At 38.5% G+C, this 26,210-nt stretch carries 19 protein-coding genes, 1 pseudogene and 1 other annotated feature; of the genes and pseudogenes, 18 read left to right on the top strand and 2 right to left on the bottom strand.

Annotated elements, in window-relative coordinates; genetic code table 11:
- Window positions 1-192 precede the first annotated feature (192 nt).
- The 15 genes and pseudogenes from AC1DSK_RS04135 to AC1DSK_RS04205 all read left to right on the top strand — a co-directional run bounded on the left by AC1DSK_RS04135 (window position 193) and on the right by AC1DSK_RS04205 (window position 21,195).
- Complete coding sequence (locus AC1DSK_RS04135) at window positions 193-924, top strand: ZIP family metal transporter (protein WP_477546902.1); 732 nt, start codon at window positions 193-195, stop codon at window positions 922-924.
- Window positions 925-1,415: 491 nt separating this feature from the next.
- Window positions 1,416-2,525, top strand: coding sequence for an ABC transporter substrate-binding protein (locus AC1DSK_RS04140; RefSeq protein WP_477546731.1), 1,110 nt, complete (start codon window positions 1,416-1,418; stop codon window positions 2,523-2,525).
- Window positions 2,515-3,348, top strand: a complete 834-nt coding sequence (locus tag AC1DSK_RS04145) for an alkaline phosphatase family protein (protein WP_477546732.1) — start codon at window positions 2,515-2,517, stop codon at window positions 3,346-3,348. Before AC1DSK_RS04140 ends, AC1DSK_RS04145 begins: the two co-directional genes overlap by 11 nt.
- 696 nt (window positions 3,349-4,044) lie before the next feature.
- A pseudogene (locus AC1DSK_RS04150) lies at window positions 4,045-4,167 on the top strand (ABC transporter permease); the annotation flags it as partial.
- A gap of 140 nt (window positions 4,168-4,307) precedes the next feature.
- Window positions 4,308-5,162 (top strand): ABC transporter permease, encoded by an 855-nt coding sequence (locus AC1DSK_RS04155; protein WP_477546733.1) that lies wholly within the window; start codon window positions 4,308-4,310, stop codon window positions 5,160-5,162.
- A complete protein-coding gene (locus AC1DSK_RS04160) occupies window positions 5,162-6,175 on the top strand; it encodes an ABC transporter ATP-binding protein (protein ID WP_477546734.1) in 1,014 nt (337 codons plus the stop codon). The genes AC1DSK_RS04155 and AC1DSK_RS04160 overlap by 1 nt, the downstream gene beginning before the upstream one ends.
- A gap of 27 nt (window positions 6,176-6,202) precedes the next feature.
- On the top strand, window positions 6,203-6,985 hold the full coding sequence (locus tag AC1DSK_RS04165; RefSeq protein ID WP_016429562.1) for a DeoR/GlpR family DNA-binding transcription regulator: 783 nt from the start codon (window positions 6,203-6,205) through the stop codon (window positions 6,983-6,985).
- Window positions 6,986-7,097: 112 nt separating this feature from the next.
- Window positions 7,098-7,970: a Cof-type HAD-IIB family hydrolase gene (locus AC1DSK_RS04170; protein ID WP_477546735.1), complete on the top strand. Its 873-nt coding sequence runs from the start codon at window positions 7,098-7,100 to the stop codon at window positions 7,968-7,970.
- 29 nt (window positions 7,971-7,999) lie between these two features.
- Complete coding sequence (locus AC1DSK_RS04175; RefSeq protein WP_477546736.1) at window positions 8,000-8,329, top strand: DMT family transporter; 330 nt, start codon at window positions 8,000-8,002, stop codon at window positions 8,327-8,329.
- Window positions 8,330-8,369: 40 nt separating this feature from the next.
- Window positions 8,370-8,690 (top strand): DMT family transporter, encoded by a 321-nt coding sequence (locus tag AC1DSK_RS04180; protein WP_477546737.1) that lies wholly within the window; start codon window positions 8,370-8,372, stop codon window positions 8,688-8,690.
- Window positions 8,691-8,757: 67 nt separating this feature from the next.
- Window positions 8,758-10,119 carry a D-serine ammonia-lyase gene (locus tag AC1DSK_RS04185; protein WP_477546738.1) on the top strand — a complete coding sequence of 454 codons (1,362 nt, stop codon included), beginning with the start codon at window positions 8,758-8,760 and terminating at the stop codon, window positions 10,117-10,119.
- A 394-nt stretch (window positions 10,120-10,513) separates the two neighbouring features.
- Entirely contained in the window at window positions 10,514-12,373 is a 1,860-nt protein-coding gene (locus AC1DSK_RS04190) for a GAF domain-containing sensor histidine kinase (protein ID WP_477546739.1), read from the top strand.
- Window positions 12,348-12,983, top strand: a complete 636-nt coding sequence (locus tag AC1DSK_RS04195) for a response regulator (RefSeq protein ID WP_477546740.1) — start codon at window positions 12,348-12,350, stop codon at window positions 12,981-12,983. Before AC1DSK_RS04190 ends, AC1DSK_RS04195 begins: the two co-directional genes overlap by 26 nt.
- Window positions 12,984-13,171: 188 nt before the next feature.
- A complete protein-coding gene (locus tag AC1DSK_RS04200; RefSeq protein ID WP_477546741.1) occupies window positions 13,172-16,726 on the top strand; it encodes a S8 family serine peptidase in 3,555 nt (1,184 codons plus the stop codon).
- Window positions 16,727-17,034: 308 nt separating this feature from the next.
- Window positions 17,035-21,195 carry a S8 family serine peptidase gene (locus AC1DSK_RS04205; protein WP_477598081.1) on the top strand — a complete coding sequence of 1,387 codons (4,161 nt, stop codon included), beginning with the start codon at window positions 17,035-17,037 and terminating at the stop codon, window positions 21,193-21,195.
- Window positions 21,196-21,304: 109 nt separating this feature from the next.
- Here AC1DSK_RS04205 and AC1DSK_RS04210 read toward each other — a convergent pair whose 3' ends face one another.
- Window positions 21,305-22,507, bottom strand: coding sequence for an MFS transporter (locus tag AC1DSK_RS04210; protein WP_477546744.1), 1,203 nt, complete (start codon window positions 22,505-22,507; stop codon window positions 21,305-21,307).
- Between the two features lie 61 nt (window positions 22,508-22,568).
- Window positions 22,569-22,830 (bottom strand) — a binding site (T-box leader).
- A gap of 141 nt (window positions 22,831-22,971) precedes the next feature.
- Between AC1DSK_RS04210 and AC1DSK_RS04215 the strand changes: the two genes are divergently transcribed.
- The gene (locus AC1DSK_RS04215; protein ID WP_477546745.1) at window positions 22,972-23,589 is read left to right on the top strand and encodes a histidine phosphatase family protein; all 618 of its coding nucleotides are present in this window, start codon (window positions 22,972-22,974) and stop codon (window positions 23,587-23,589) included.
- Between the two features lie 37 nt (window positions 23,590-23,626).
- Here the strand turns inward: AC1DSK_RS04215 and AC1DSK_RS04220 are convergent, their stop codons facing one another.
- On the bottom strand, window positions 23,627-24,010 hold the full coding sequence (locus AC1DSK_RS04220) for a DUF5412 family protein (RefSeq protein WP_477546746.1): 384 nt from the start codon (window positions 24,008-24,010) through the stop codon (window positions 23,627-23,629).
- A gap of 133 nt (window positions 24,011-24,143) precedes the next feature.
- On the opposite strand from AC1DSK_RS04220, the gene AC1DSK_RS04225 reads away from it, so the two are divergent.
- Together AC1DSK_RS04225 and dacB are read left to right on the top strand one after the other, a co-directional pair.
- On the top strand, window positions 24,144-24,470 hold the full coding sequence (locus AC1DSK_RS04225) for a hypothetical protein (RefSeq protein WP_477546747.1): 327 nt from the start codon (window positions 24,144-24,146) through the stop codon (window positions 24,468-24,470).
- 178 nt (window positions 24,471-24,648) lie between these two features.
- The gene (gene dacB / locus AC1DSK_RS04230) at window positions 24,649-26,142 is read left to right on the top strand and encodes a D-alanyl-D-alanine carboxypeptidase/D-alanyl-D-alanine endopeptidase (protein WP_477546748.1); all 1,494 of its coding nucleotides are present in this window, start codon (window positions 24,649-24,651) and stop codon (window positions 26,140-26,142) included.
- Window positions 26,143-26,210: the final 68 nt, after the last annotated feature.

Genomic DNA, 26,210 nt, shown 5'->3' on the forward strand with positions numbered 1-26,210 from the left:
AAAAGCTGCAATTAATCGTGGGGAACGAACAGGTGGAACTGACCAAAAAGAATGATTGATGAAGAGTGAAACCCTAAGTCCATGTTGTTTTGGATTTAGGGTTCTTTTTGATTTTGCAATACTACAGGCTGACATTTCGGTTCATAAATCCGTGCCATAACCCATATAACCATAGAGACAAGGATCGTGAGGGTGATTTGGTTGGCTTCAATTTGGGCGATGGGCACAATATTTACGGCGTTCGGTTTTGGTCTAGGGGGAATCATTGCTTGGGGGATTAGGGGACTCAAGAAGAACACCGATACGGTTCTGTGTTTATGTGCAGGGTTGATTCTCGGGTTACTGAGTTTTGAAGTTGCTCCAGAAGCAATAGAGCTCGGCAATTGGTTTACTTTTAATGGAGGGTTTTTAGCAGGGGTGCTTTTGTTCAACTTTTTGCACGGGTTCTTCAGGTTTCATGTAGTGAGGGAAAAGGGTGGGAAAAAGCGAGTCGCATTTTACACAGGCGTGATGCTGCTGATCGGTATTTCCATACATAACATTCCTATAGGAATAAGTTTAGGTGCTGTTCAGGACACCAGTTTATCTCGTTCCATTCTACAAATAATCCTCCTACATAATATTCCGGAGGGGATGATCGTCTTCACTCCATTACTTGTAGCGGGAGTGAGGAAAAGAACATTATTGATATTTTCAATGCTTGTTTCATTACCAGTGGCGGGTGGTGCGTATGTAGGAAGTAAATTAGGGATGGATTATCCTCTTCTCTGGTCAACTTTTATCAGTCTGTCCATTGGGATGATTTATATGGTAACGGTAAAAGAGATATTAATTGAATCCATTCACGAGGCAACATCCAAACAAGTTTTTATACTGACACTTCTTGGGTTTGGTTTGATTGGTGCATACTTTGCATTAGTTTAATTAATTCACCCCGACTAGTAAGTACAAATAGTGAACCTATCAAATCCCCGCTGACATAAAAAATTCAGCGGGGATGTTTGTGATGGAGAAAGCATTTACCGAGTTAACCTATTGCCACTTTGGAAGAGCAAGAAGATTTACTGAAACAATCAGGGGGAGAGAAATGATTAACATAAGAAGGGAACCACTGATTACGTCTGCTTTCACTGAAAACCAGTTTGCCGTTACCCCCATCACCAACACTGCTAGCAGTTGCTATCATTCCATATAAACTTGAGATTCTTCCCATCATCTCAATGGGTATGGTTCTGTTGAATCTAGCGCACCCGTTAACAACATGACCACTTGAAAATGATGAATTGGACAAATAAAGCACTGATTTACATAACCTTAACATCGGATTAATGTGGGATTAATAATGAATGATTATGATTAAACCGTAACAAACAGTAGCAAACATTAAAAATCCCACACTAATTGGAGGCAATTTTATGAATTACAAATTCAAGAAGAATTGTTACAAGTCTATTCAAGTTTTGATGTTAGGAGCGAGTGTACTAGGATTAGCTGCTTGTGGAGCAAAAGAGGAGGCAGCTCCAGTTGTTAAGGATCCAAGTACGTTAACCCTGAAAGAAATTGAAACAAAGGCAAAAGAAGAGGGGACAATTAATAGTGTTGGTATGCCTGATTCATGGGCTAACTGGGGAGAAACGTGGAATGAAGTGAAGCAAAAATATACACTGGAACACAATGATACAGATTTATCCAGTGCCGAAGAGATTGCCAAAATGGAATCTGAAGGAGAGAATGCAACAGCTGATATCGGCGATGTAGGGATTTCCTTTGGGCCAATCGCGGAACAAAAAGAATTAACGACGCCATATAAAACTTCCTATTGGGACGAGGTACCTGACTGGGCAAAAGATGACAACGGAGATTGGGTTGTTGGCTACCAAGGAACGATTGCATTCTTTACTAATAAAGAATTAGTAGATAACCCGCCAAAATCTTGGGATGACATATTAAAAGGAGATTATAAAGTAACAGTTGGAGATGTTCAGCGTGGTACACAGAACCAAATGGCCGTTCTTGCTGCCGCTATCGCTAACGGCGGTGATGAAACAAATCTCCAACCAGGAATTGACTATTTTGCTAAGCTTGCCAAGCAAGGCCGCCTTAGCTTAACGGATGCCAAGCCTGCTAACATCGAAAAAGGGGAAGTGGAAGTTGCCCTTGTTTGGGATTTCAATGCTCTTGGTTACGCTGAACAAATTAACCGTGATCAATTTGAAGTATCCATTCCAAGTGAAGGTTCAGTCGTAAGCGGCTACGCAACTATTATTAACAAATATGCAAAGCATCCGCATGCGGCGATGGCAACTAGAGAATATATCTTAAGTGATGAAGGACAAATTAACTTAGCTAAAGGATTTGCCCGTCCAATTCGCGATGTAGAACTTCCGAAAGAAGTAGCTGAAAAAATGGTTCCAGAAGCACAGTACAAAAATGCAAAACCAATTGAAGATTACAAAGCTTGGGAAGAAACGGCAAAAAATTTACCGCAGCTTTGGCAAGAAGAGGTGTTAGTCCATGTCAAATAAAGTAATAGCAATTGTTGTTGATGGTATGAGATACGATAAAGCATGTGAGACTCTTGGATTTATTCAACATCTAGTTGAAACAAATCAGGCAGCACTTTACAAAGTAAAGTCGGAACTCCCAAGTCTTTCCCGTCCATTATATGAAGTGTTACTAACGGGTACACCGGCATCAGTGAACGGAATTACGTCAAATCAAGCCGTTCGTTTATCTACTGAGAAAAGTCTCTTTCATCTTACGAAAGAAAACGGCTTAAGAAACGGAACGGCATCTTATTACTGGGTAAGCGAACTTTATAATCGCGCGCCATTCCATTTTATTGAAGATCGTGAGCAAGAGGATGAGTCTAAGCCGATTCAATACGGAAAATTTTACTGGGATGATGACTATCCAGATAGTCATGTGTTAATGGATGCAGAAGCTTTGAGAAGAAAGCATGACCCACACTTTTTATATATTCATCCGCTTGGTGTAGATGTAAAAGGAGAAATTTTCGGTTCGGAATCGAAAGAATATCGTGAACAAATCTTGAAAATGGGAAGCTTGTTGGCACAACTTTTGCCAATTTGGATTAAAGAAGGTTACCACATTTTAATTACATCTGATCATGGCATGAGTGAATATGGCAACCATGGCGGCATAACTGATGGTGAGCGAGATGTACCGCTCTTTATCATTAGTCCAAAAGTTGAGCCTGGCGTTTACAGTGAAGTGGTTCCGCAATTAGCTTTTGCACCGCTCGTTTGTGAACTTTTAAATATTGAGCCATCCAATAAGATGATTTCATATCAATTGCCAGGTCTGAAAGGGAAAATTACCCTTTAAAAAAGATGCACGATTAAACGAAGAATGTAGGTGAATTGGAATTGGTTTAACAAACGTATTGTTAGACCAATTCCCAAATTAATAGAGAACATAGAGGGGCGAGAAGTCTTGCGAAAAATAAAAAAACAAAAAATTTACTTACTAGCTCTTTTACTGCCATTTATTATGTTTGTGATTGCATTTGAAATAGGACCATTAGTAGCAATGATTAAAAATAGTTTTTATGCAGACGATGGAATTCAAGTTACGATTAATCAATATATTACTATATTTAAAAGTAAATTTTACTTACAAGCCATTCAAAATAGCCTTGTCATTTCCTTATTTTCTGCTGTAACTTCTGTGATTATAGCAGTCATTGCAGCCTATTCGTTTACAAAATTCTCACAAAAAATTCAAAATCGCTTACTAATGATTACCAATATGACATCGAACTTTGAGGGAATTCCCCTTTCATTTTCATATATTATTTTACTTGGAAACAATGGGTTGTTTACGTTGCTTTTTTCTAAGATTGGTTGGGATGTGTTTGCGGATTTTAATTTATATTCATGGACAGGCCTCATTCTTGTTTATGTTTATTTTCAAATTCCGCTTGCTGTTATGCTCATCTACCCGTCTTATCAAGGAATTAAGAAACAATGGAAAGAAGCCTCTTCATTATTAGGAGGGTCAACAGGATCATTTTGGCTTCGCATTGGGATTCCAGTTCTTTTACCTAGTATTGTAGGTACATTCAGTATTTTGTTTGCTAATGCGATGGGAGCTTACGCTACAGCCTATGCATTAGTCGGCAGCAACTATAACTTATTGTCATTGCAAATTGCCTCTCTAGTTGCTAGTGACGTTGCCTTAAAGCCGCAGTTAGGTAGTGCGTTGGGAGTTCTTCTAGCGGCGACTATGATAGGGGCGATGTGGTTTAATGGACGAATGATGCGTCGCATTAGGAGGGATTTACGATGAAATATTCATTGACTTTTCATAAAGTGATTGTTGGGTTATTAGTTATCTATTTATTAATTCCTCTTGTAGGAACATTTTTATTCTCGATTGCCGGTAAATGGGATCATACCATTTTACCTGAGAGTTATACCATGCAATGGTATTTTGAATTATTTCAAGATGAACGGTTTTATGATGCTTTTGGACGAACGCTGTTTTTAATTGTCATGTCTGTAGGTCTTAGTGTTGTTATTATGCTTCCGACTATCTTTATCATCACGGTATATTTCAGTAAATGGGAAGGATTACTTCAAGCGGCAGCTATGCTTCCTTATGGAATTCCACCCATTGTTGGAGCTGTTGGATTAATCAAGATATATTCAGATGGACCGATTCAAATTGCCGGAACACCTTGGATTTTAATAGGTGCTTATTTCATAACGATTCTACCATTTATGTATCAAGGTATTCGTAACAGTCTTCGTACGCTTAATGCTGTGCAACTAGTTGATGCAGCTGAACTACTCGGTGCTACAAAATTCCAGGCATTTCGCACGGTGGTGTTTCCAAATATAATATCGGGTATTTTAGTTTCTACCTTATTATCAGTCGCTCTTTTATTTAGTGAGTTTGCTTTTGCCAATTTGCTTGTCGGAGGCCGATTTGAAACTCTTCAAATATATCTTGCCGACAAACTAAATAGCAGTGGTCACTTAACAAGTGCAATTGTTATTACTTATTATTCAATGATTTTGCTTTTAACGGGGACTGTATTAAAACTTACGTTTAAAAACGAAAAAAAACCTGTCGTGTCAAATAAGAAGCGAATTCTTTCATTTCATAAAAATACTACTTTAGAAGGTGAAAAATAATGAGCTATGTAACCATTGATCAAGTGACTAAGGGGTATGAAAATCAAGTCGTATTAAATGACATTTCTTTAATACTAAAAAAAGGAGAATTTGCTACACTTCTTGGGCAAAGCGGATGCGGAAAAAGCACATTATTACGTTCCATTGCGGGGCTTGAAGACGTAGATTTAGGAATAATCTCAATCGATGGAAAAGATATTACTAATTTATCACCGCGTCAGCGTGAAGTCGGTATGGTATTTCAGTCTTATGCGCTTTTCCCGAATATGAGCGTTTTTGATAATATCGCGTATGGCCTTAAAATGAAGAAGGAAAAAAATATTAAATCAAGAGTGAAAAAGATGATTGATATGGTTGATTTGATAGGAAAAGAAGAGTCTTATCCTCATCAGTTATCTGGCGGGCAACAGCAGAGGGTTGCTCTTGCTCGTGCGCTTGTCATGGAGCCGAAAGTATTGCTTTTGGATGAGCCGTTAAGTGCATTGGATGCGAAAATTAGAAAAAGTTTGCAAAAAGAATTAAAGAGAATACAGAAAGAATTAGATATTACAACTATTTTTGTTACTCATGATCAGGAAGAAGCAATGACGATGTCTGATCGAATTTTTGTCATGAATAAAGGACAAGTTGTACAATCCGGTTCTCCATCAGAAATTTATACTTCTCCAGTCAATACATTTGTTGCAAAATTCATCGGAAATTACAATGTTTGTAGTTTGGAAGTTTTCCGTAAACTTATTCGCAGCACAGAAATAAAAGGGGATGAAGTCGCGATTCGTCCTGAAGTTTTACAATTAGTTTCTGTTGGTGACGATAGCGTGGATTTACAAGAGAACTGGGTAATTAAAGGGTTTATTAAAGATGTTTCGATGATAGGGAATGTTTTAAGATATGAAGTAGAAACAGAGGAGTCCGCTTTCCTTGTAGACTATCTTCACCACCGAGGGAATATGTTTGAGCAAGGAGCACACGTTCATATTCTTGTACCGAAGAAAGAATGCATTATTTTTTAAATTATTAATGATCACGGAGGAAGAAATATGTCTGTTTTTCCAGAAGAAAGAAAGAATGAAATTTTAAAAGAACTTAACATAATGGGAAAAGTAAAAGTGATGGAATTAGTTAATCAGTTTGATGTTTCAGAGGAAACGATTCGACGCGATTTGATGATATTAGAGGAAAAAAGACTTTTAAAAAGGGTTTACGGTGGAGCGATTAAAACAGTCTTTGAATTTGAGGAGCCTCCATTTACACAGCGTACAACAGTGAATCAAGAAGCGAAAGTCAAGGTTGGAAAAAAAGCAGTAGAACTCATTTCTAACGGAGATGTGATTGCCATCGATGTAGGGACAACCATGCTTGAATTTTCGCAGTGTATTGAAAATAAAAAAGACATTACGATTTTAACCAATTCTCTTCCTGTGTCGTCTGTGTTAACCGAAAAGCTCAATCAAAATAAGTTTACAGGACAAATTCTATTATTAGGCGGACAAATTGATCCAAAGCATCAATCTATAAGCGGCAGTCTCACAGAACAGATGTTAAATCAATTTAATATTGATAAAGCGTTCATTTCAGCTGGTGGTGTTTCCATTCAAAGTGGGGTTAGTAATTATCATTTACATGAAACATTAGTTTCACGCAAGATGGTCGAGGTATCAAAGCAAGTTATATTGCTAACGGATTACTCTAAAATTGGTGTTGAAACATTTTGTAAAGTTTGTCCTCTAGAAAAAGTCGATGTGATTGTCAGCGAGCAACCATTTCCAGAGGAATGGAGAAATCATTCGAAATTAGAGGAAATCAATTGGAATCTAGCATAGTCAATCTATAAAAGGACATATCGAGATGGAATAGCGAGTTCTCTCTCTTTTTTGATTAGATTTTTATTGATAGTAGGTAAAAAAGCTAGAAAGAGAAAGGAGCTATATAGCCATGAGTTTCATTGCGATAGATTTAGACGGAACATTATTAAACGACAAGAACGAAATTAGTGAAGAAAATATAAAGGCGATTCAATATGCCCAAGATAGAGGTTTTGAAGTAGTTATTTCAACAGGGCGGGCTTATTTTGACGTTCAAACAATTTGTGAAAAAGCTGGGATTTCCCCATTTGTAATCGGGACAAATGGCGCAACTATTCATTCAAAAAGCGGAAAGTGTATTTCATCTGTTACGATAACTAAAGATTGTGTCCAATCTATTCTCCAATGGTTAGATGAACGGAATTATTATTACGAAGTGTTTACTGATAAAGCCATTTATACTCTTAAAAAGGGAAGAGAACATTTCCAGAATGAGATTAATAGTTTGAAAAGCGCAGAGTTGAATACAGATATGAAAGAATTAGTTGAAGTAGCGGAAAGGCAATTTGACCAGTTTGGATATGTTTTAGTTGAAAACTACAATGATATCTTAAAACAGGAGGAAGAATTCTATAACATTTTAGCTTGTTCTTTTGATAAAAAGAAGTTAGAGGATGCATGGAACCAATTCAAAAAGTTTGATGAGTTGATGGTTGTTTCATCTGCGGATCATAACATTGAAATTACAAGTAAAAGTGCTTCAAAAGGAATGGCCCTCGAAAAATTGGCTATTTTGATGAATGGCTCCTTAGAACAGTCTATGGCAATCGGGGATAGCAACAATGATTTATCCATGTTCCAGAAAGTTGGATACAGCGTAGCGATGGGAAATGCGAAAGATGTCATAAAAACTGTTTGTACAACGACAACCCTTAAAAATGACGAGGATGGGGTAGCTTATGCGATTTATCGATATATGGAGAACTTCGTGATTCAAAAATAAGTGTCAATGCCAAAGGAGAGAGCGACAAAATGGCATGGATATATATCATAATGGCAGGGATTTTGGAAATTGTCTGGGTGATCGGTCTTAAATATTCACACGGATTCACCGAAATTATACCTAGTATAGTAACGATAATTATCATAATCTTTAGTTTCTTTTTGCTTTCAAAAGCTTTACACTCAATTCCCTTAGGAACTGGTTACGCCATTTTTACTGGATTGGGAACGGTGGGAACTGTAGTAACTGGGATGCTTTTTTTTGGAGAGACCATTAATCTACTGAAAGTATTTTTTGTGGCTTTAATGATAGTAGGGATAATTGGAATAAAAATTGGTCCAGCACAACCTAAACATTAAAGAAAATGAAATGATTTATATAAGGTTAGGGGATGATTCGATGGCTTGGATTTTTCTTCTTATTGCCGGATTTGCCGAGATTGGTAGTGTTATAAGCTTGAAACTTGCAGACGGATTTAAAAAATTTCTCCCCTCTGTAGCGTGTCTTTTTTTTGGGAGTTTAAGCTTTTATTTTCTTTCTTTGTCATTAACTTCTCTTCCAGTGGGAACTGCCTATGCAATATGGACCGCTATCGGCACTGTTGGAAGTGTTTTAGCAGGAATGATATTCTTTAATGAACCTAGAAGTTTAAGATTAACCCTATTGATTATGTGTATAATTACAGGGGCTGTAGGTATTAAAATGACTTCTGGACATTAATATCAGAGTTTTAAATGGCGATAAGTAGCTACAAAAAAAGGTGCAATCCCTATGGAGGAGAAGAGAGATGAAAACTATTCAAGATTGGATAAAAGAATATCCTTTAATAAACGAGTTAGTTGCTACAAAGGAAGTGTTTTGGTCAAATCCTAAATATGAACCATTTCAAACTGAGGGTAAGAAACTTCCACTTGATGATAAAGATGTAAAAGATGCTGAGGAAAGGTTAAAGCGTTTTGCTCCTTACATTGCTAAAGTTTTTCCTGAAACAAGAAACCTAAACGGAATCATTGAATCTCCGATTGTACCCATACCGGCGATGCATCAACAGTTATCACACACCTATGAGCATCCATTAGAAGGGACATTTTTGTTAAAATGTGACAGCCACCTTCCCATTTCAGGTTCCATTAAAGCACGCGGCGGCATTTACGAAGTGTTGAAACATGCAGAAACGTTGGCGATTCAACATGGTTTATTATCAGTAGAGGATGATTATTCGATCCTTGATAGCGATAAATTTAGAAACTTCTTTTCCGATTACTCCATTGCCGTCGGATCTACAGGCAATTTAGGGTTAAGTATAGGCATAATGAGTGCCAAATTAGGTTTTAAAGTATCGGTCCATATGTCTGCGGATGCAAAGAAATGGAAGAAAGATCTCCTTAAAAGCAAAGGAGTAACGGTGATTGAATATAAGGAAGATTACAGCAAAGCGGTCGAAGAGGGGCGCAAACAGGCTGATAGTGATTCGAATTGCTACTTCATTGATGACGAGAACTCTCGCGATTTGTTTTTAGGATATGCAGTGGCAGCAATTCGACTAAAAAAACAATTAGAAGATTTAAATGTAACTGTAGATGAAAACCATCCACTATTTGTTTACCTTCCATGCGGAGTAGGCGGTGGGCCGGGAGGAGTGGCTTTTGGTTTAAAACTTATGTATCAACATCGAGTACATTGCTTCTTTGCAGAGCCTACACATTCTCCATGTATGTTACTGGGGCTAGTAACAGGTCTGCATGATAAAGTCTCTGTACAAGATTTTGGAATTGACAACATCACATCAGCAGACGGCCTTGCGGTAGGAAGGCCATCAGGATTTGTAGGTCAAACCATCGAGCCTTTATTAAGCGGAAGTTATACGGTAAGCGATAATGAATTATTTAAACTATTAAGCGCATTGGTCGATACAGAAAATATTCACCTGGAGCCTTCCGCATTAGCCGGTGTAATAGGCCCGGTAAAGTTATGGACTGAAAAAGAAGGAAAAGAATACATACAAAATCATAACTTAACAGATAAAATGAAAAATGCTACACATCTCATGTGGGCTACCGGTGGAAGTATGGTTCCTAAAGAAACGATCAACGAATATTATAAAAAAGGAGTAACGTTATCACAAGGAACCCAGCCGAATAGGGATTAGACGGATTCATGATAAATATTGTCCTATGGCCCAATTAAGAAAACAGTGCCATAGAGTAAAGCTCTGTTTACTCTACTCTTGACTTTCTGAATAATATAAATGAACAAAACAAAGGCTACCTGAAAAGTAGCCTTTTAAAAGTAGCTTCTAGCTTGTTGGCATGTGGTGGGAATCGTATATATCTTTTGTACTATAGGGTCTAGTGCAAAAATGTGATTAAAATTACAACATTTGATGAACAGGCAAATGAAGATTTAAGCTTTATACTAGTACTGTGTCTAGGAGCACAGCCGGTTATTGACTAGTGGGGAATTTCTTCATTTTGCCAGTGCCGGTTTTTTGATGCATAATAATAGTAATCTTATATTTCGTTGAGATAAAGGAAGGGATCGTTTTGAAAAAGGTAGACTCTATTTCTATGAGAGAAAAAATAGCGAGTTTTTATCTTTATTCTATTTCTTTTCTTGGTATGATTGCTGTTATCATTTCCCTATATAAAAGTGAAATGCCTTCTGAATTAATAATCCTTTTGCTGTTAGCTGTGTTTATGGGGATTATTGAATATTTTCCTATCCGCATTGGGAGAGGAGGAATCACGCTCAGCCTTACGCTCATTTATCCAATGATTTGGGAGTTTGGGATACATATAACTGTCATTGCTTGTGTGTGTGTAATGGTATTTACCCAGTCCCTTCGCCGTTTACCCATGCAAAGAACACTATTTAATAGTACTCAATTTGCTTTAAGTATCACTCTAGCAGAGTGGTTGTCCAAACAATGTATTTCTTTTTTTATTACGGAGATGAATCTGCCAGTTTTATATGAAGAATTAATAAGCTTGCTTCTATTTACCGTATTATTTTGCTCTATCAACACCCTTTCTTTCGATCTTTTAATGGTGCTTCTTCCTCAGCCATACACGCTAGAACAATGGCACAAGAAAAATATGTTAGTAATTTTTAGTGCAAGTTTTTGTTTGTTTTACGCCTTTCTTATATATATATTAGAACATCGATATCGCGGAGAGATGGATGGAATTAGTGTTCTGTTCTTCTTTTTCCCGCTTGTAGCCATTTGCATCATTAGTTCTTTCTCACGGCAAATACGGATTGAAAAAGAACGATTATATAAACTTTTTTCTATTACGACGGAGTTGAGTCATGGGCTATCTGCCGGAAACTTACATCAGATGAAACAATCACTTAAAGGATTCTTGGGAATACAAGCATATGCTTTATGGGTAAAAGATGAAGGGGACTGGCAGATTCTATTAAAGGATGGAAGAGTACATTCCAATATTTCAAGTTCGTTTGATCTGCATCCGAATTTTGAGGAGATAGCTCAAACCTTTGTTGTTACTGATTGGAAAACGGGTATGGCTCCTGGAGATGAAGTATTTGAAGATGTCATACGCTCCCTCGTCTACTTACCTCTTAAAGTCAATCAAGAGTTGGTTGGAATGTTTGTTGCAGGCAAAAGCAGGGGGGCGAGTTTTATTACCGAAGATATACAGTCTTTAGCTACGTTTGCCAATCATTTGGGTAGCTTGCTTAAAACACGGTCGCTCGTCTCCGAACAGGAAAAGCGAGTTATTTTGGAAGAAAGAAATCGACTAGCCCGTGAAATCCACGATGGAATTGCACAGGTATTAGCTGGGGTCATATTTCAGCTGGAATCAGCTCAGAAGCAATCCGAAGATCAATCAGGAAACATGCAGCAAGTGGTAGACAAAAGCATAAAAAAATTACGGAATAGTTTAAGTGAAGTTCGGTATTCTATCTTTGCTTTAAAGCCATATCCTACCCAAAGGCTAGGGCTAAAACAAGCAATTGCTAATAAAATTGAATCTATAAAACAAGAATATGATCTGGCCATTACTTATCACGAAAGAGGCCGTTCTCGTACACTCAGTTTTTCAAAAGAACGAGTTATTTTTGATACTTTACAGGAAAGCTTGCAGAACATTGTAAAACATGCAAAAGCGGACAATGTTGACATTCTCCTAAGCTATCAACGTGAACATACACTTTTAAAGGTGAAGGACAACGGGGTTGGCTTTTCCCTTTTTGAAGCCATGATTAAAACGAAACATGAGCCTCATTATGGCATTTTGTATATAAATGAACAAGCTGAACAGCTGGGAGCTACCCTTCAGATTGATAGTTCAGTAGGAAAAGGTACAGAAATTACATTGTCAATTCCAAATTCAGAAACAGGGGAGGAGTATCATGATTCAAATATTACTAGTGGATGATCATACTGTCTTGCGTGATGGACTTCGGAGCATATTGGATCTCGAATCCGACATCCGAGTCGTAGGAGAAGCCGTTTCCGGGGAGGAGGTATTGAAGAAAGTTGAGGAGTATAGACCTGATTTTATTTTGATGGACATCAATCTCCCTGGAAAAAATGGCATTGAGGTCACGTCCCTCGTGAAAAGTCAGTATCCGAATTGCCGCGTTCTTATATTGACGATGTTTGAACATGATGAATACTTAATGGAAGCACTTCGGGCGGGTGCAGATGGCTATTTATTGAAGGATTCGTCATCTGAACAAGTGGTAGCAGCAATTCGAAAGGTATCACAAGGGGATTCTGTTATTCATCCTCGTATGACCCAAAAGCTGATAACGTATCATCAAACAAATTCAGAACGTAACGAAAATGTGCTAACAGAGCGTGAAAAAGAAGTACTGTTTGAATTGGTCAAAGGTCTTAGCAATAAAGAAATTGCTGAAGTCCTATTTATCAGTGACAAGACAGTTAAAATTCACATCAATAAGATTTTCAAAAAGCTGAATGTGAAAAGCCGTACACAAGCAGTCATTTATGCCGTTCAAAATCAACTTATTCCTTTTTCTTAAAGAACTATCCTGCGCCTAGACAAGGTGCGGATAGTTCTTTTGTTTTATGTTGGTATAGAACCAAAAGCTGTAGCAAATATACCTTTTGGTTAATTTTCAGAAAAGTGAAAAAGTGAAATAATAGAGATAGATTTGAAGTTTACTAGTTTCATCTATTTATTACTTTATTAGGAAAAGGGGATGGGTTCATGAAAAAAAGAAAAATGATGGCATGGAAAGTCATGACCACAGCAGCGATGACTTCCTTATTATTTTCATCACTTACCATTTCTGCAGAAGGTGATGTTACGCCAGCTAAGTCGCAAATGGCTGAAGAAATTGTGGAACAAGGAAGAAATTTATTTTTTGATAATGACAAGTTAGAGCCTGGAAGTAATGATTTATATAATAAAGACATTAAAAAAGAAGGTTCGAATAAAGCCTTTAATCCAAATGATATTGTTCGTCTAATTGTAGAAGTAGAACAACCAACAGATGTGGACAATACAGACAACACATCTAAAAATAAAAAAATATTAATGAAGCAAAAGCAAGACAAAGTAATCGACCAAATCGCTAACACGAAATCTTCAAAATCAAATTCACCGACTAAAGTAAAACACCGTTATTATAAAGGGTTTAACGGATTCAGTGTAGAAACAGAGTTCCAAAATATAAAAGATATCCAGTCTATTCCAGGGGTTAGAAATGTCCACGTTGCTAGAATTTTCCAGGAAAATATGGCAGCAAGTAAAGAATTGGTACAAGCTCAAAAAGTATGGGAACAATATGGTTATAAAGGTGAAGGATTAGTAGTAGCGGTCGTAGATTCCGGGATTGATTATACGCACAAAGATATGAATCTATCTGACACAGCCAAAGCGAAAGAAAAATGGACTCAAGATAAAATTAATCAAAAATTTACTGAGACAGACGTAAACGAAATTTGGTATTCCGAAAAAGTTCCAACAGGATATGATTGGGCAGACAATGATACCAATGTCATTCCAGGAACAAAAGGTAGTCCGCATGGTACACACGTGGCTGGTACAATTGGAGCAAATGGCGACGAAACGAAGGGTGCTGTCGCTGGAGTTGCACCAGGTGTTCAACTATTAGCTGAGAAGGTGTTTTCTGATAATGGCGGTGGTGCCTATGAGGATGATATTATCGCAGGAATTGAGCATGCAGTCACAATGAGTGCAGATGTAATCAACATGAGTTTAGGTGTTGATGCAGGCTATGTAGATGAAGATTTTGATCCGATCCAAAAATCAATCCGAGTTGCGACAGAACAAGGCACCCTTGTTGTAGTGGCAGCTGGTAATACAGCCTATAGTACAAAGAATAATATTATTCTCTCTTCATTAAGACCATATGCGGAAAATCCGGATATTGGAACAGTTGGTGCGCCGGGTGTCAGTCCATATGCGTTATCGGTTGCTTCCTATGAAAATACTAAACTTCATTTAAATGCCTTAGCAGATCCAAGTGGTTTTTCAGTGCCGTTCAAAGATCAAACGCAATTTCCAGCATCGTATAATTTTAAAGTCTCTAAGGTTCTTTCACCAGATGTACCTTATGATTTGGTATATGTTGGGGAAGGAAAGAATGCATCAGATTATCCTAAAGGCAAAACTGACTACATTGCAGTAGTTAAACTATTAAATCCATATAGTACTGTTTCAACCATTCAGTGGGAAGCTAAGAGAGGGGGAGCAAAAGCGATTATTATGATACCACCTACTGTTTTGCCAGATTATCCCACTCTACCAGTAACGCCAACTGCAGCACCAACGGCGTCAACAAGTAAAGCTGTAGGTGAAGCATTACTGAGTAAAATGAATAGTCTGCCAAGTGGTCAATATTTAAGCATGAAATTTGCAGGCGATACTTGGGTAGAGAATCCAGCGAAAGACACAATGTCCCATTTTTCATCTATTGGTTCACCTAGTACATTAGATTTTAAACCAGAAATTTCTGCTCCTGGTGGAAATATTTATTCAACTATACCAGGAAATGAATATGAAGTGATGAGCGGTACATCGATGGCAACTCCTCATGTTGCAGGCGGCTCAGCATTGTTATTGCAGGCCCTTTATCAAAAAGGATTAACTCATTCAGAAGATACAGTTTTAAAAGCAAAACTTGCTTTAATGAATACAGCTAATATTGCCATGGATCCAAGGACAAATGGAGAAGTTCCATATTCACCACGTGTACAAGGATCTGGGATAATGAAAATTCAAAGTGCCATTAATACACCAGTCATTGTGACAAGTAGTAACACGCCTTTAGAGCAAGCTGGAGCAGTTGCATTAAAGGAAATCGGTCAAAATACAAGCTTTAAATTAAACATGGAAGCATTCGACACTCCTAAGGGTAAAAAGAGTAGTGATGATATTGAATACAATGTTTATGTAGATCTATTGAAAGATAAGACTGAAATGAAGGAATTCGATTTAGATAGTGATGGGCAATTGGATTCAAAAGAGTATTTAACATTAACGAGTGAACGAATTAATGGTGCGACTGTCACTGTAAATAATAAAAAAGTAACAGATAAAACTGGAGCATTAGTTAAAATTAAACCAGGTCAAACAAAAAAGCTAACTGTTAGTGTGAATTTACCAGATTCCTTAAAGAAAAATAGTTTTGTAGAAGGATTTGTTCGTCTAGTACCAGTAGCCAAAGACCAAGAAAAGGCAGTACCGTTAACGGTTCCATATATGGGCTTCTATGGAGAGTGGGATGAACCAGGAAATATCGATGCTCCTGCATGGGAGAAAGATGCATTTGTGGGATATACGGCACTTTGGGATGAAAGTGCAGAAAGATATCCATTAGGATATAACCCGTATTCTGATACATTCTCTCTTAACCATATTGCCTTCTCACCAAACTATATTAATGATGGAATCTTTCCGTCATTCCAAGCATTACGTAATTTAGAAAAAGTTGAAATGTATGTTGAAGATCAATCTGGAAATCTCATTAAAAAATTAGGTGATTTTAGTGAATACACTGGAACACCATGGAAATTCAGAAAAAATATTATGTCATACGGGGATATAATGTATGGCGGATATAAATGGGATATGAAGGACACTTTCGGTCAATTTGTACCAGACGGTATATACCAATATGTAATCAAATCAACATTAGAATATGAAAACGCAAAACCACAGATTGTTAAAATGCCAATGACGGTAGATTCCATCGCTCCGACCGTTTCAAATATTCAAGTAACACCAAAGAACGGAAAATATGAAGTTTCCTTTGATGCGCAAGATAATGCCACTGACTTTAATTCGGCACTTCTTTGGGTTAATGGTAATTTTTATTCACCAGCAGTTGGAGTAAAATCTATACTCTCAAATACAGAACCACAAAGTATTGTTATTTTAGCCATTGATTATGCAGGAAATCAATCTTACAAAGTATGGGGAGATCCGAGCTATATTAATCCAAATATGGCCGTTCAAACGATCAGTATCACTCCAACTGCAGATATTAACAAAAGCAAACCTGCAAAAATTAATGCCTGGGCTTTTGCCAGAGTAGACTGGACAATTAATGTTAAAGATGCAAGTGGAAAGATAGTCGATTCGTTTAAAGTAGAAAATGAACATTCACTGAAAACACAATGGATACCTAATACGGACCTTCAAAATGGAACGTATTCTATATCAGTTGATGTCGTGACAAAAGACGGTTTTAAAGTAACGACAAAGCCTAAACAAGTAACGGTTCTCCAACAATAAATCGATTGCGACCCAAGTGAGAATGATTCACTTGGGGTTTTTCACGCCCGGTGCATGATGCCATTTTTATCCGCAAAAGATGAATGATTAAATTAAAAGTCGTGGAGTAGTGCTTTTGTTTTATACTGGTATAGAACCAATARCAGCAACATTTACATCCTATGTTTAATTTTCGGAAAAGTAGAAATATGRGATGATRAAAGACAGAATCGAGTTAACTAGTTTCRTGGATTCTTCTWTAAAAKACTTGKTTGTAAAAAATATAAGKTAAGAGAGAAAACAATTACAWAAGGACAAGGGGATGCGGTATGAAGAAGAAAAATATCAATAAGATTCTTACAGGAACGCTAGCTGTTGGCATGTTATTATCTCAAGGTGCTCCATATAACGTATTGGCGAAAAGCCCGTTTGAGCTRAAATCGGTTGATCATGCGGAAGAAATTCTAAAGAACCTGACTRCRGAACAAAGAAAGGCATTAGAGCAATTAGAAACAAATACAACCTTTACCATTTCACCGGATATTGATGCGAATAGCCCTGAATTAGTCAAAGTCATCGTCGAATTTGAACAGGCGCCGGCGAAAATTGAAGTGATGAAACAAGCAGCGAAAGGAAAAAAACTATCTTCTTCTGCTGCAAATGAAAAAGTGGAACAATCACACAAAGCATTTAAAGAGCATGTGCAATCATTGAAATCACAGAAAAACGTGACTAATTACAAAGTGGAAGATGTAAACATCACAAGAGAATATAAAAAGGCCATCAACGGTGTATCGATGACACTGCCTGGTGTGGCAGTTAAGGATTTACTGCAATCCGGTGTAGTTAAACATGTCTTTAAAGATTACGAGGTAAAAGTGGATCCGCCGGTAGAAACGAAAGAAGCCATTGATCCTAAAATGGCAGATAGTATTCCACAAATTGGTGTGGACAAGCTGCATGCCGAGAATATTAAGGGTAAAGGCATTAAAGTCGGTGTGCTGGATACAGGGATTGACTACAATCATCCAGACTTAAAAGATGTTTATAAGGGCGGATATGATTTTGTAGACGATGATGCAGATCCGATGGAAACGACCTACGAGGATTGGATTAATGCTGGCAAGCCAACATATCCTGGTCGTGTGTATTACACGAGCCATGGAACACATGTCGCGGGGACGATTGCAGCCCAACAGAAAAACGGTGTGGATTATGCTGTGAAAGGGGTAGCACCGGAAGTAGATTTATATGCTTATCGAGTATTGGGAGTTTGGGGTGGAGGAGATACAGCGGGAATCCTTGCTGGAATCGATCAAGCGATTACAGATGGCATGGACGTCATCAATATGTCGCTCGGCGCCGCGACGAACAATCCTTTATACGCCACTTCTGTCGCAGTAAATAATGCCATGCTTTCAGGTGTGGTGACCGTCGTTGCTGCAGGTAACGCCGGACCGAACGAAAAAACGCTTGGTTCTCCAGGTGCAGCGGCTCTCGGTATTTCAGTAGGGGCAAGCGATGTTTCCATGACCATTCCTACATTTAGTGGAAGCGCTTCCGCCGAGAAATTTGAAAATATGCAGCTACTAGGTAAAGACTTTTCTGACCAATTAGAAGATTTACAAGGAAAATCCTTACCAATTGTATTTGCGGGACTTGGTAAAGCAACTGATTTTGCCGGGAAAGATGTCAGCGGGAAAATTGCGTTGATTCAGCGCGGGGAAATTGCGTTTGATGAAAAAATCAAAAACGCCAAAAACGCTGGGGCTAAATCAGTGATTGTGTATAACAATGTCGACGGGCAAATACCTGCCTACTTGGGCGAGGTTGTCGGGTTAATCCCTTCTTTCCGCTTGTCAAAAGCAGATGGTGAGCGGTTAAAAGAGCTGGGCGATGGTACTTTCACATTTGAAACGTTAAGTAATACAAAAACAGAAGGCGATCATTTAGCAGATTTCAGTTCACGCGGGCCGGTAGAAGGAAATTATGATATCAAGCCGGATGTAGTCGCTCCAGGTGTGTCCATATTCTCCACGACACCGGAATTCATCAATGATCCACAGGACGGTATGAATTACGAGAATGCTTACGTACGTATGTCGGGGACATCGATGGCCTCTCCACACGTGGCAGGTGCAGCCGCATTGATTTTACAGGAGCATCCGGAATACACGCCTTTCGATGTGAAATCGGCACTCATGAATACTTCGGATGATTTACAAGGGGATAATTCTGTATACGAAGTGGGCGCAGGACGAATCGATGCCTATCAAGCGGTTCATACAGATACCTCCATCAAAGTGTGGGATAAGACACAAAATATCGAAAATGGAAACGTCGTAGAAATTGATGAACAAACGGGCTCCATTGTATTCGGCAAACATTATAAAAAAGATGATCAACCAATTGAAGCAAGTAAAAAGGTGACGGTTCAAAACAACAGCCAGGAGGAAAAATCTTTTACACTAGAAGTGGAATATCACGGTGAGCGTAAAGGGATTCAAGGTGCTGTGAATAACGGCGTTACAGTGGATGTGCCTTCATCGATTACAGTGGAAGGCGGTCAAGTACAAGAGCTTCATCCCGAAATAACGATACCAACAAGCGCTGCGAACGGTAGATATGAAGGATACATTCATGTGACCAATACCAACAATCCAGACGAAACCTATCAAATTCCATTTGCTGTCATGGTGACAGAAAAGGGAATTGCTTATCTCAAAACGACTAGACCATCCGTGACAAATATGAATCCTTTCTGGGAATATCATGACTCCCTCATTCATGGCATCATGAAGTTGAATAGCCCAATGAAAACCATGGATGTGCTTGTAAAAGACAGTGAAACAGGAAAAGCTGTAGGGTTCATAGGAACAGTGAATGTGAGTAAATTACTATTAGACGTAGAAACTTTTCTTGTGGGTGCGTTCGGCGGTTCGGTCTATCCATTTACCAATGATCCTTCCAAGCCGATCAGTGATTATGCTGTGAAGCTTCCAGCAGGCGATTATATACTGGAAACAATTGCACACGATGAGGAAGGTCAATCATATGTTATAAACAATCCGCTTATCGTAGACAATACAGTACCAGAAGTGAACATGAATATAAAACCGGGTGTAATCGAAGTCAATGATTCTATGTTTACAGTAGAAGATGGTCAAAGAGCAGTGTGGCTGCATGGAACAGCTAAGGATGCGACAGTGAATCTATTACAATCTAAAGGGTTGGACTTCGATCAGTCGACAAACCAAATGGCTTACTATGCAAACTCTAATGCAATGAGCGGGTACTTACCGATTCAAGCAAATGGAGATGTGAAAATCGGAATTGAAGCGAGTGATATTGCAACAAAACCTTTAACTTTGAGATTGAGAACGTGGGATATTGCAACGGTAGATAATTTCCAAGTATATACCTTCTTGAAAGAAGGGACGGAATATACGACTTCCAGTTTTGATAAGACCGAGTTAAAAGTCGACGATAACGTTACGATGACACTCAGCCTTAATAATGTGAAACAGCTTGTATCCGGAGAGTATAATATAGATTTCAACAAAGAATTATTCAAGTTTGCGAATGTGAAGCTAAACAATTCAGTAAAAGAGTATGCACAGGAAAAAGGCTTACAGGTATCACTCCATGAGCCTGTCGTGACGGAAGGTTTATACACCACTAATAGTTTGAAAATCGGTGCTTCCATTACTGGAAATGCATTCAGCGGACTGGATGGGGATATGCCATTCCTCGATGTAACGTTAAAATTAGTGAATGATGAATACTACAATTCTTTACAAGGATTTATGGTACAGAAGGCGTCTTATAAGAAATCGGGACAAACAGTAGACACTGCCATTCCTTATTACTACAGTGAAAACTTTACGATAATTTCTAAACATACACAGTTGCAGGGATCCATCACGCCGGAAGCATTTATGAAATCTGGAGGACCAGGTCAAGGAGAAAGTTTGAAAAAGTGGGATTATTCAAAAATAGGTGCACAAGTATATGCTCTCTCCAGAAGCGGTGAAAAGTATCCAGGAACAATTAATAAGAATGGATCTTACGTTATCAATGATATCCCGGCTAGCGATCAAGAATATTCAGTTGTTTTCGATATTCCGGGGCATCTCAAAGTAATTAAGAAGTTCATTCCTGGATATAATGAAAAAGGTGAGCTACGTGGACAATTTATAAGATTTGGCCAGAGAAGTATTGCAGGGGATGTGAATGGCGACAGCCTGATTGATATCCTCGATATCCAAAGTATTGCGGAGGCCTATGGTACGAATGATCCATCAATTGTGCCGCAAGATATCAATCAAGACGGCGTGGTGGACGAAACAGATATTCGTTTCGTCGAGAAAAACTTCTTAACGAAAGGCCCGGATGCACCTGCTAAGAAGCAGCCAAAAGAATCACTTGGCAATGGAAAGAAAGGTCTGGAATACTTCCTGCGTCTTGTAGGTCTTGAGCCGAAACAATAACAAGGGATGTTAATAAAAGGGGAGGAATGCGACAGCATTTCTCCCCTTTTTACTATATGGAGCTAATCGTTTCAGTGTTTTGGTCAAATCCTGCATTTACCGAGTTAACCTATTGCCACTTTGGATGAGCAAGACGATTTACTGAAACAATCAGGAAGAGAGAAATGATTAACATAAGAAGGGAACCACCGATTACGACTGCTTGAACCGAAAACGAGTGTGCTGCTATCCCAAAAATCAGAACAGCCAACAGTTGCAAAGAATGGATGACCATTCCGTATAAACTTGAGATTCTTCCCATCATATCTATCGGAATGTTTTCTTGGATATAGGTCGTGAATCCCGTATTTGCCAACGCAAGTGCAAAACAAAGGATAAAGAAACCGCTGCTGGCCATCAAATAATTCATTGAAAAACTGTAGATGACATACCCGGTGGATACCAAAATGGTCCCACTACACATCAAATGTTTGGCCGACATGAATTTAACGAATAGATTTGTGCAAAATGCCCCTACTAAAAAGCCGATTCCTGCCACACTGACGAGTGAACCATATGCCGCATCCGTTAAATGAAGAACTTCTTTCGCAAAAGCCACTTCTGTTGAATCAAGCGCAGCCGTTAACAACATGGCCACTTGAAAGACCATATACACGACAACAAAAGGGAAAGCCATTTTACTGAACTTCCAAACTAAATGCCAATCCTGTACGATTGTTCCCCAAGTAAAGTTTGTAGATTCAGATGAGTCTATACGGTTTTGTCTCGGAAGCAAATATATCAATCCAGCAGATAATAAAAACGTACCAGTATTCACAAACAACGCCATTTCAAGAGAGCCTAGCATAAATAATATCCCCGCAAGAGCAGGTCCCAAGATGAACGCACCAGAATGAACAAAACTGAGCATGGCGTTGAATTGTTTTCGCTCGTCTTCCGGCAAAAGCAACGTCATATAGGTAAAAGAGGCAGGTCCAAACATTGCGCCTGCCATTTGAATAATCATCACAACCGCATAGATGCCCCATATGGAATCTAGAAAAGGAATGAACAGAATGAGTGATGCCCGCACTACATCAAGGACAATCATCAAATGCTTCGTCGATACACGATCAATCACACTGCCCGACCAAAATCCCATAAGCATAAACGCAAACGGTTTAATCATATACAGTACCGCAACTGCAAATGCGGAACCTGTCGTGTCAAAAATCATTAAGTTGATGGCCAATAAATAAATCCATCCTCCAATATTCGCTATTCCTACGGCACTTAAATAATAAGCGCGGAATTTCCATTTAGATAATTCCATTTCATATCCCTCCGACATGTTTTTTTGGCAAACAAAAAATCCCACCTCCAAGACGATTTGTCTTGGGGACGAGATTGACATGTCGTGGTACCACCCCAGTTTGTCCTAATGTCACCATCAGAACCTTTTCAAGTACGGCATATATTTCATGCTTATACTGTAGCTCTTTAACGGGAGCATCCGTCACACCATCCCCCTAAAGTTCAAGGTTCCCATGTGAGGCTCAGAGACTTGTTTCAATCAGTGAATGCTTACCCTTTTTCAGCTACGGGGCTCTCTGTTCAAGAATCCAGATGATTTACTGTTCTCATCATTGCTTTTAATTTTCGCTATCATAACATAAGGAATCTCTTCTTGGAATCTATATTATCTAATTAATTAAAATAAATAAAAAATATTATTGTAAATAAATAACAGTATATGCCACAATCTATGTAAGTGTATTTTTTTTATGGAGGGTTTTTATGGAATTATTAATCATAAGGCATGGAGAATCAGAGGCTGATTTATTGGAGGTACATGAAGGTAGGGCAGACTTTCCTTTAACAGAACTGGGTGAACAACAAGCTAGTATAATGGCAACATACATAGAACAACATTATAGACCAAACATCATCCTAACTAGTCCTTTAAAAAGGGCTAGAAGGACCGCAACCATTTTACAAGAATCTATTGGCTGTGGATTAATCGTAGAGAATGATTTGATGGAATTTAACAATGGAATCCTGGCAGGACTATCAAGAAATGAAGCTGCAATTAAATATCCCTTACCACAAGGAGGAAGGCCAATTCATATCCCTATTCAAGAAGGTGAATCTGAATTAGAATTCCGTTTCAGGGCAGATAGCATCTTCCATAAAATCTTATTTGAATATCAACATTATGACCGAGTAGCTATTGTCTCTCACGGAGGAATGATTTCGAACATATTAAAAGCATTTCTCAAACAACCGATGAATCAGGAATTTGCTTTTCCGACGGGAGATACAGGAATTCATTTGCTCGAAATCAAGCAGAACACTCGTATCATCAGGTTTCTTAATAAGCAGGAACATCTTCAGCTAATAGAAGACGAAAATTAAGTTCATTGTGACTGGGAGCGGCTTCCTCGTTTAGTCCTCAGTCTTTTCTGAAGTCATACGTATCTTTGCGAACATCAAGTTCCATTCCATTTATGGAGACAATATGTTCATTAATCCACTTGATTTCTCCTACTTCAATTCGGTAAGCCCAATACAGATTTCGTTTGGTATCGTTCTTATTATGATAGATCACTTCGCCTCTGACGGCAGGTGCAACTGTTGAGTGACCGTTACTTACATAAGTCAGGACCGTATAGTCTCCGGTGGGGGAAACTTCCTCAGCAAGCAAATCACCCTTAGGAACCCGATCAATATTGAAGAACAAATGATTTACGATCAGTACTATTCCAAATATAAGGGAACCGAAAAGCAAAATAAAATATCCAGCTACTTTGAAGACTGTCCTATGCTTATTAGACATGGATTCCACTCCCTTTATCTAAAAAACGTATTGGAAAGAAATTGGTTCCGTCGTTAAGAAAATAACTGATAGTTTTATGGTTTGTCTGATTAAATGAGATAAATCACAATAAATAAAATTAGGGGTGAAGTTATTGAATCATGGTGTTTACTGTGAGAGATGCAGGAAAGAAATTAAGTATCGAGATGATCTAGTGACGACAACTTTTTTATTTCAATTAGTACCGTATCATGATGAATGTTATTCAAAAGATATAAAAGGTATGCGGACATTTTTTGTTGGAAATCAACCACTCAACGGGTTGTCCGGTAATATTCAGACGTTAATAGCTTTAATATTAGGAATAGCTGCTTTCTTCTTATTAGATGAAAATGGGAGATTGACTGGTTTGTTGGCTTTTGTCGTTCTTGGATATCGTCTTTATTCTTATTTTAAGTTTGAAAAAAAGTTGGCACCTTAAAACTAATGTGGAAGAGAAGAAAACAATATCTTCTGCCCTGCATTCATAAAAAGTGCGGGGCTTTATATTGTTTTCTAGGCATTTTTACCGCATGTAATAGATAGGTAATTATAGACGGTATTATCTGATAATTCCATGGTAATATAGGAATATCTTATTTAATTGTTGGAGGTAGGAAGTGAAAATAAAACGAAAGATTTTAATTGGAATGACGACATTGGTCATGTTCACTGGGACGAGTTTGATAACTTTGCCCAAGGAGGCATCTGTACAGGCTGCTTCTTCTTATACAAGTTTACAGAACTCAGTGAATACGGTTATGAGAGACAGTAGAATGACCAGTGCTTCATCGAGTGTGACGATTCGTAAAGCAACTACAGGTGAGATTGTCTATCAAAAAGATGCGAATAAAGGCATTACTCCCGCTTCAACTCTAAAATCCCTCACCGCATCTGCCGCTTTGGAAACACTTGGAGAAAACTATCGCTTTTCCACAGATGTTCTTACAAATGGAACGGTTTCAAAAGGAACTTTGTATGGAAATCTGTATCTTCGTGGAAAAGGGGATCCAACTCTACTAAAAAGCGATTTCGATCATTTTGCTTCAATTCTAGCTAATCGTGGAGTAAAGCGACTGTCTGGACACATTATCGGGGACGACAGTTGGTACGATGCTGATCGGCTTTCACCGGGGATTGCAAGAGAAGACGAATCCTATTATTACGCTGCACAAATTTCTGCTTTAAGCCTTTCACCGAATACGGATTATGATGCAGGCTCTGTCATTGTGAGTGCCAAACCTTCCGTGAATGGACGAGCTGCACAAGTTACGTTAACACCTGCTACGGGTGTCGTACGCATTGTTAATTTATCTAAAACAGTTCCTAAAGGGTATAGCAATACGTTGAAAATCAAACGTGAAGTCGGCACGAATAGAGTGGTGATAACAGGAAATGCTCCAATCGGTTCTGCAGGCAGTAAAGAATGGATTGCTGTTTCCAACCCAACTGCGTATGCGATGGATGTTTTCAAGAGATCTTTATCTTCTAAAGGGATATCGTTTGTTTCAACATCTAAAGTGGTACAGGGCACTACACCTAGTACGGCACGCGTTCTTCTTTCCAAAAAATCGATGCCATTAAAAGATTTAATGATTCCATTTTTGAAGTTAAGCAACAATACGCACGCGGAAGTTTTGGCAAAGGAAATGGGTAAAGTTACATATGGAAAAGGCAGCTGGGATGCCGGACTTAGAGTCATGCGAAATTATGCAGCTTCTATCGGCTTAGATGTGAACCAATGGGTATTTGAAGACGCATCTGGAATGTCGCATGCAAATAAAGTACCTTCAAGCCAGATGTCCAAGTTACTGCATCTAGTCAGGTCAGAACCTTGGTATGGAACATTTCGTAAAGGATTGCCAATAGCAGGTAGCCCTGAACGATTTGTTGGCGGAACGTTACGAACGCGAATGAAGACAGCACCTGCTAAAGGAAATGTAATTGCCAAGACGGGCAGTTTAGACGATGTAAGTGCTCTAGCAGGCTATGCTAAAACAAGAAATGGTGAATGGCTGATTTTCACCGTCCAAACTCAAAATACAAAATCTAGCACAGTTCCTGTCATTGATCGCTTGGCAACTGCCATTGCGAACACCAATACATCCCAATAATTTTTGGCTGCATCCTTAAACGGTGCAGCCTTTTATTGTGCTATTTCGTTTAATAAAAAGGAATATGA

It is taken from the genome of Paenisporosarcina sp. P4_B8 (genome assembly GCF_056402175.1).

Excerpts from the sequence above, each read along its gene's own strand:
- AC1DSK_RS04160 (WP_477546734.1), top strand. The coding sequence starts at position 5,162 with ATGAGCTATGTAACCATTGATCAAGTGACTAAGGGGTATGAAAATCAA.
- AC1DSK_RS04155 (WP_477546733.1), top strand. The coding sequence starts at position 4,308 with ATGAAATATTCATTGACTTTTCATAAAGTGATTGTTGGGTTATTAGTT.
- AC1DSK_RS04170 (WP_477546735.1), top strand. The coding sequence starts at position 7,098 with ATGAGTTTCATTGCGATAGATTTAGACGGAACATTATTAAACGACAAG.
- AC1DSK_RS04145 (WP_477546732.1), top strand. The coding sequence starts at position 2,515 with ATGTCAAATAAAGTAATAGCAATTGTTGTTGATGGTATGAGATACGAT.
- AC1DSK_RS04220 (WP_477546746.1), bottom strand. The coding sequence starts at position 24,010 with ATGTCTAATAAGCATAGGACAGTCTTCAAAGTAGCTGGATATTTTATT.
- AC1DSK_RS04185 (WP_477546738.1), top strand. The coding sequence starts at position 8,758 with ATGAAAACTATTCAAGATTGGATAAAAGAATATCCTTTAATAAACGAG.
- AC1DSK_RS04200 (WP_477546741.1), top strand. The coding sequence starts at position 13,172 with ATGAAAAAAAGAAAAATGATGGCATGGAAAGTCATGACCACAGCAGCG.
- AC1DSK_RS04165 (WP_016429562.1), top strand. The coding sequence starts at position 6,203 with ATGTCTGTTTTTCCAGAAGAAAGAAAGAATGAAATTTTAAAAGAACTT.
- AC1DSK_RS04140 (WP_477546731.1), top strand. The coding sequence starts at position 1,416 with ATGAATTACAAATTCAAGAAGAATTGTTACAAGTCTATTCAAGTTTTG.
- AC1DSK_RS04175 (WP_477546736.1), top strand. The coding sequence starts at position 8,000 with ATGGCATGGATATATATCATAATGGCAGGGATTTTGGAAATTGTCTGG.
- AC1DSK_RS04210 (WP_477546744.1), bottom strand. The coding sequence starts at position 22,507 with ATGGAATTATCTAAATGGAAATTCCGCGCTTATTATTTAAGTGCCGTA.
- AC1DSK_RS04180 (WP_477546737.1), top strand. The coding sequence starts at position 8,370 with ATGGCTTGGATTTTTCTTCTTATTGCCGGATTTGCCGAGATTGGTAGT.
- AC1DSK_RS04215 (WP_477546745.1), top strand. The coding sequence starts at position 22,972 with ATGGAATTATTAATCATAAGGCATGGAGAATCAGAGGCTGATTTATTG.
- AC1DSK_RS04195 (WP_477546740.1), top strand. The coding sequence starts at position 12,348 with ATGATTCAAATATTACTAGTGGATGATCATACTGTCTTGCGTGATGGA.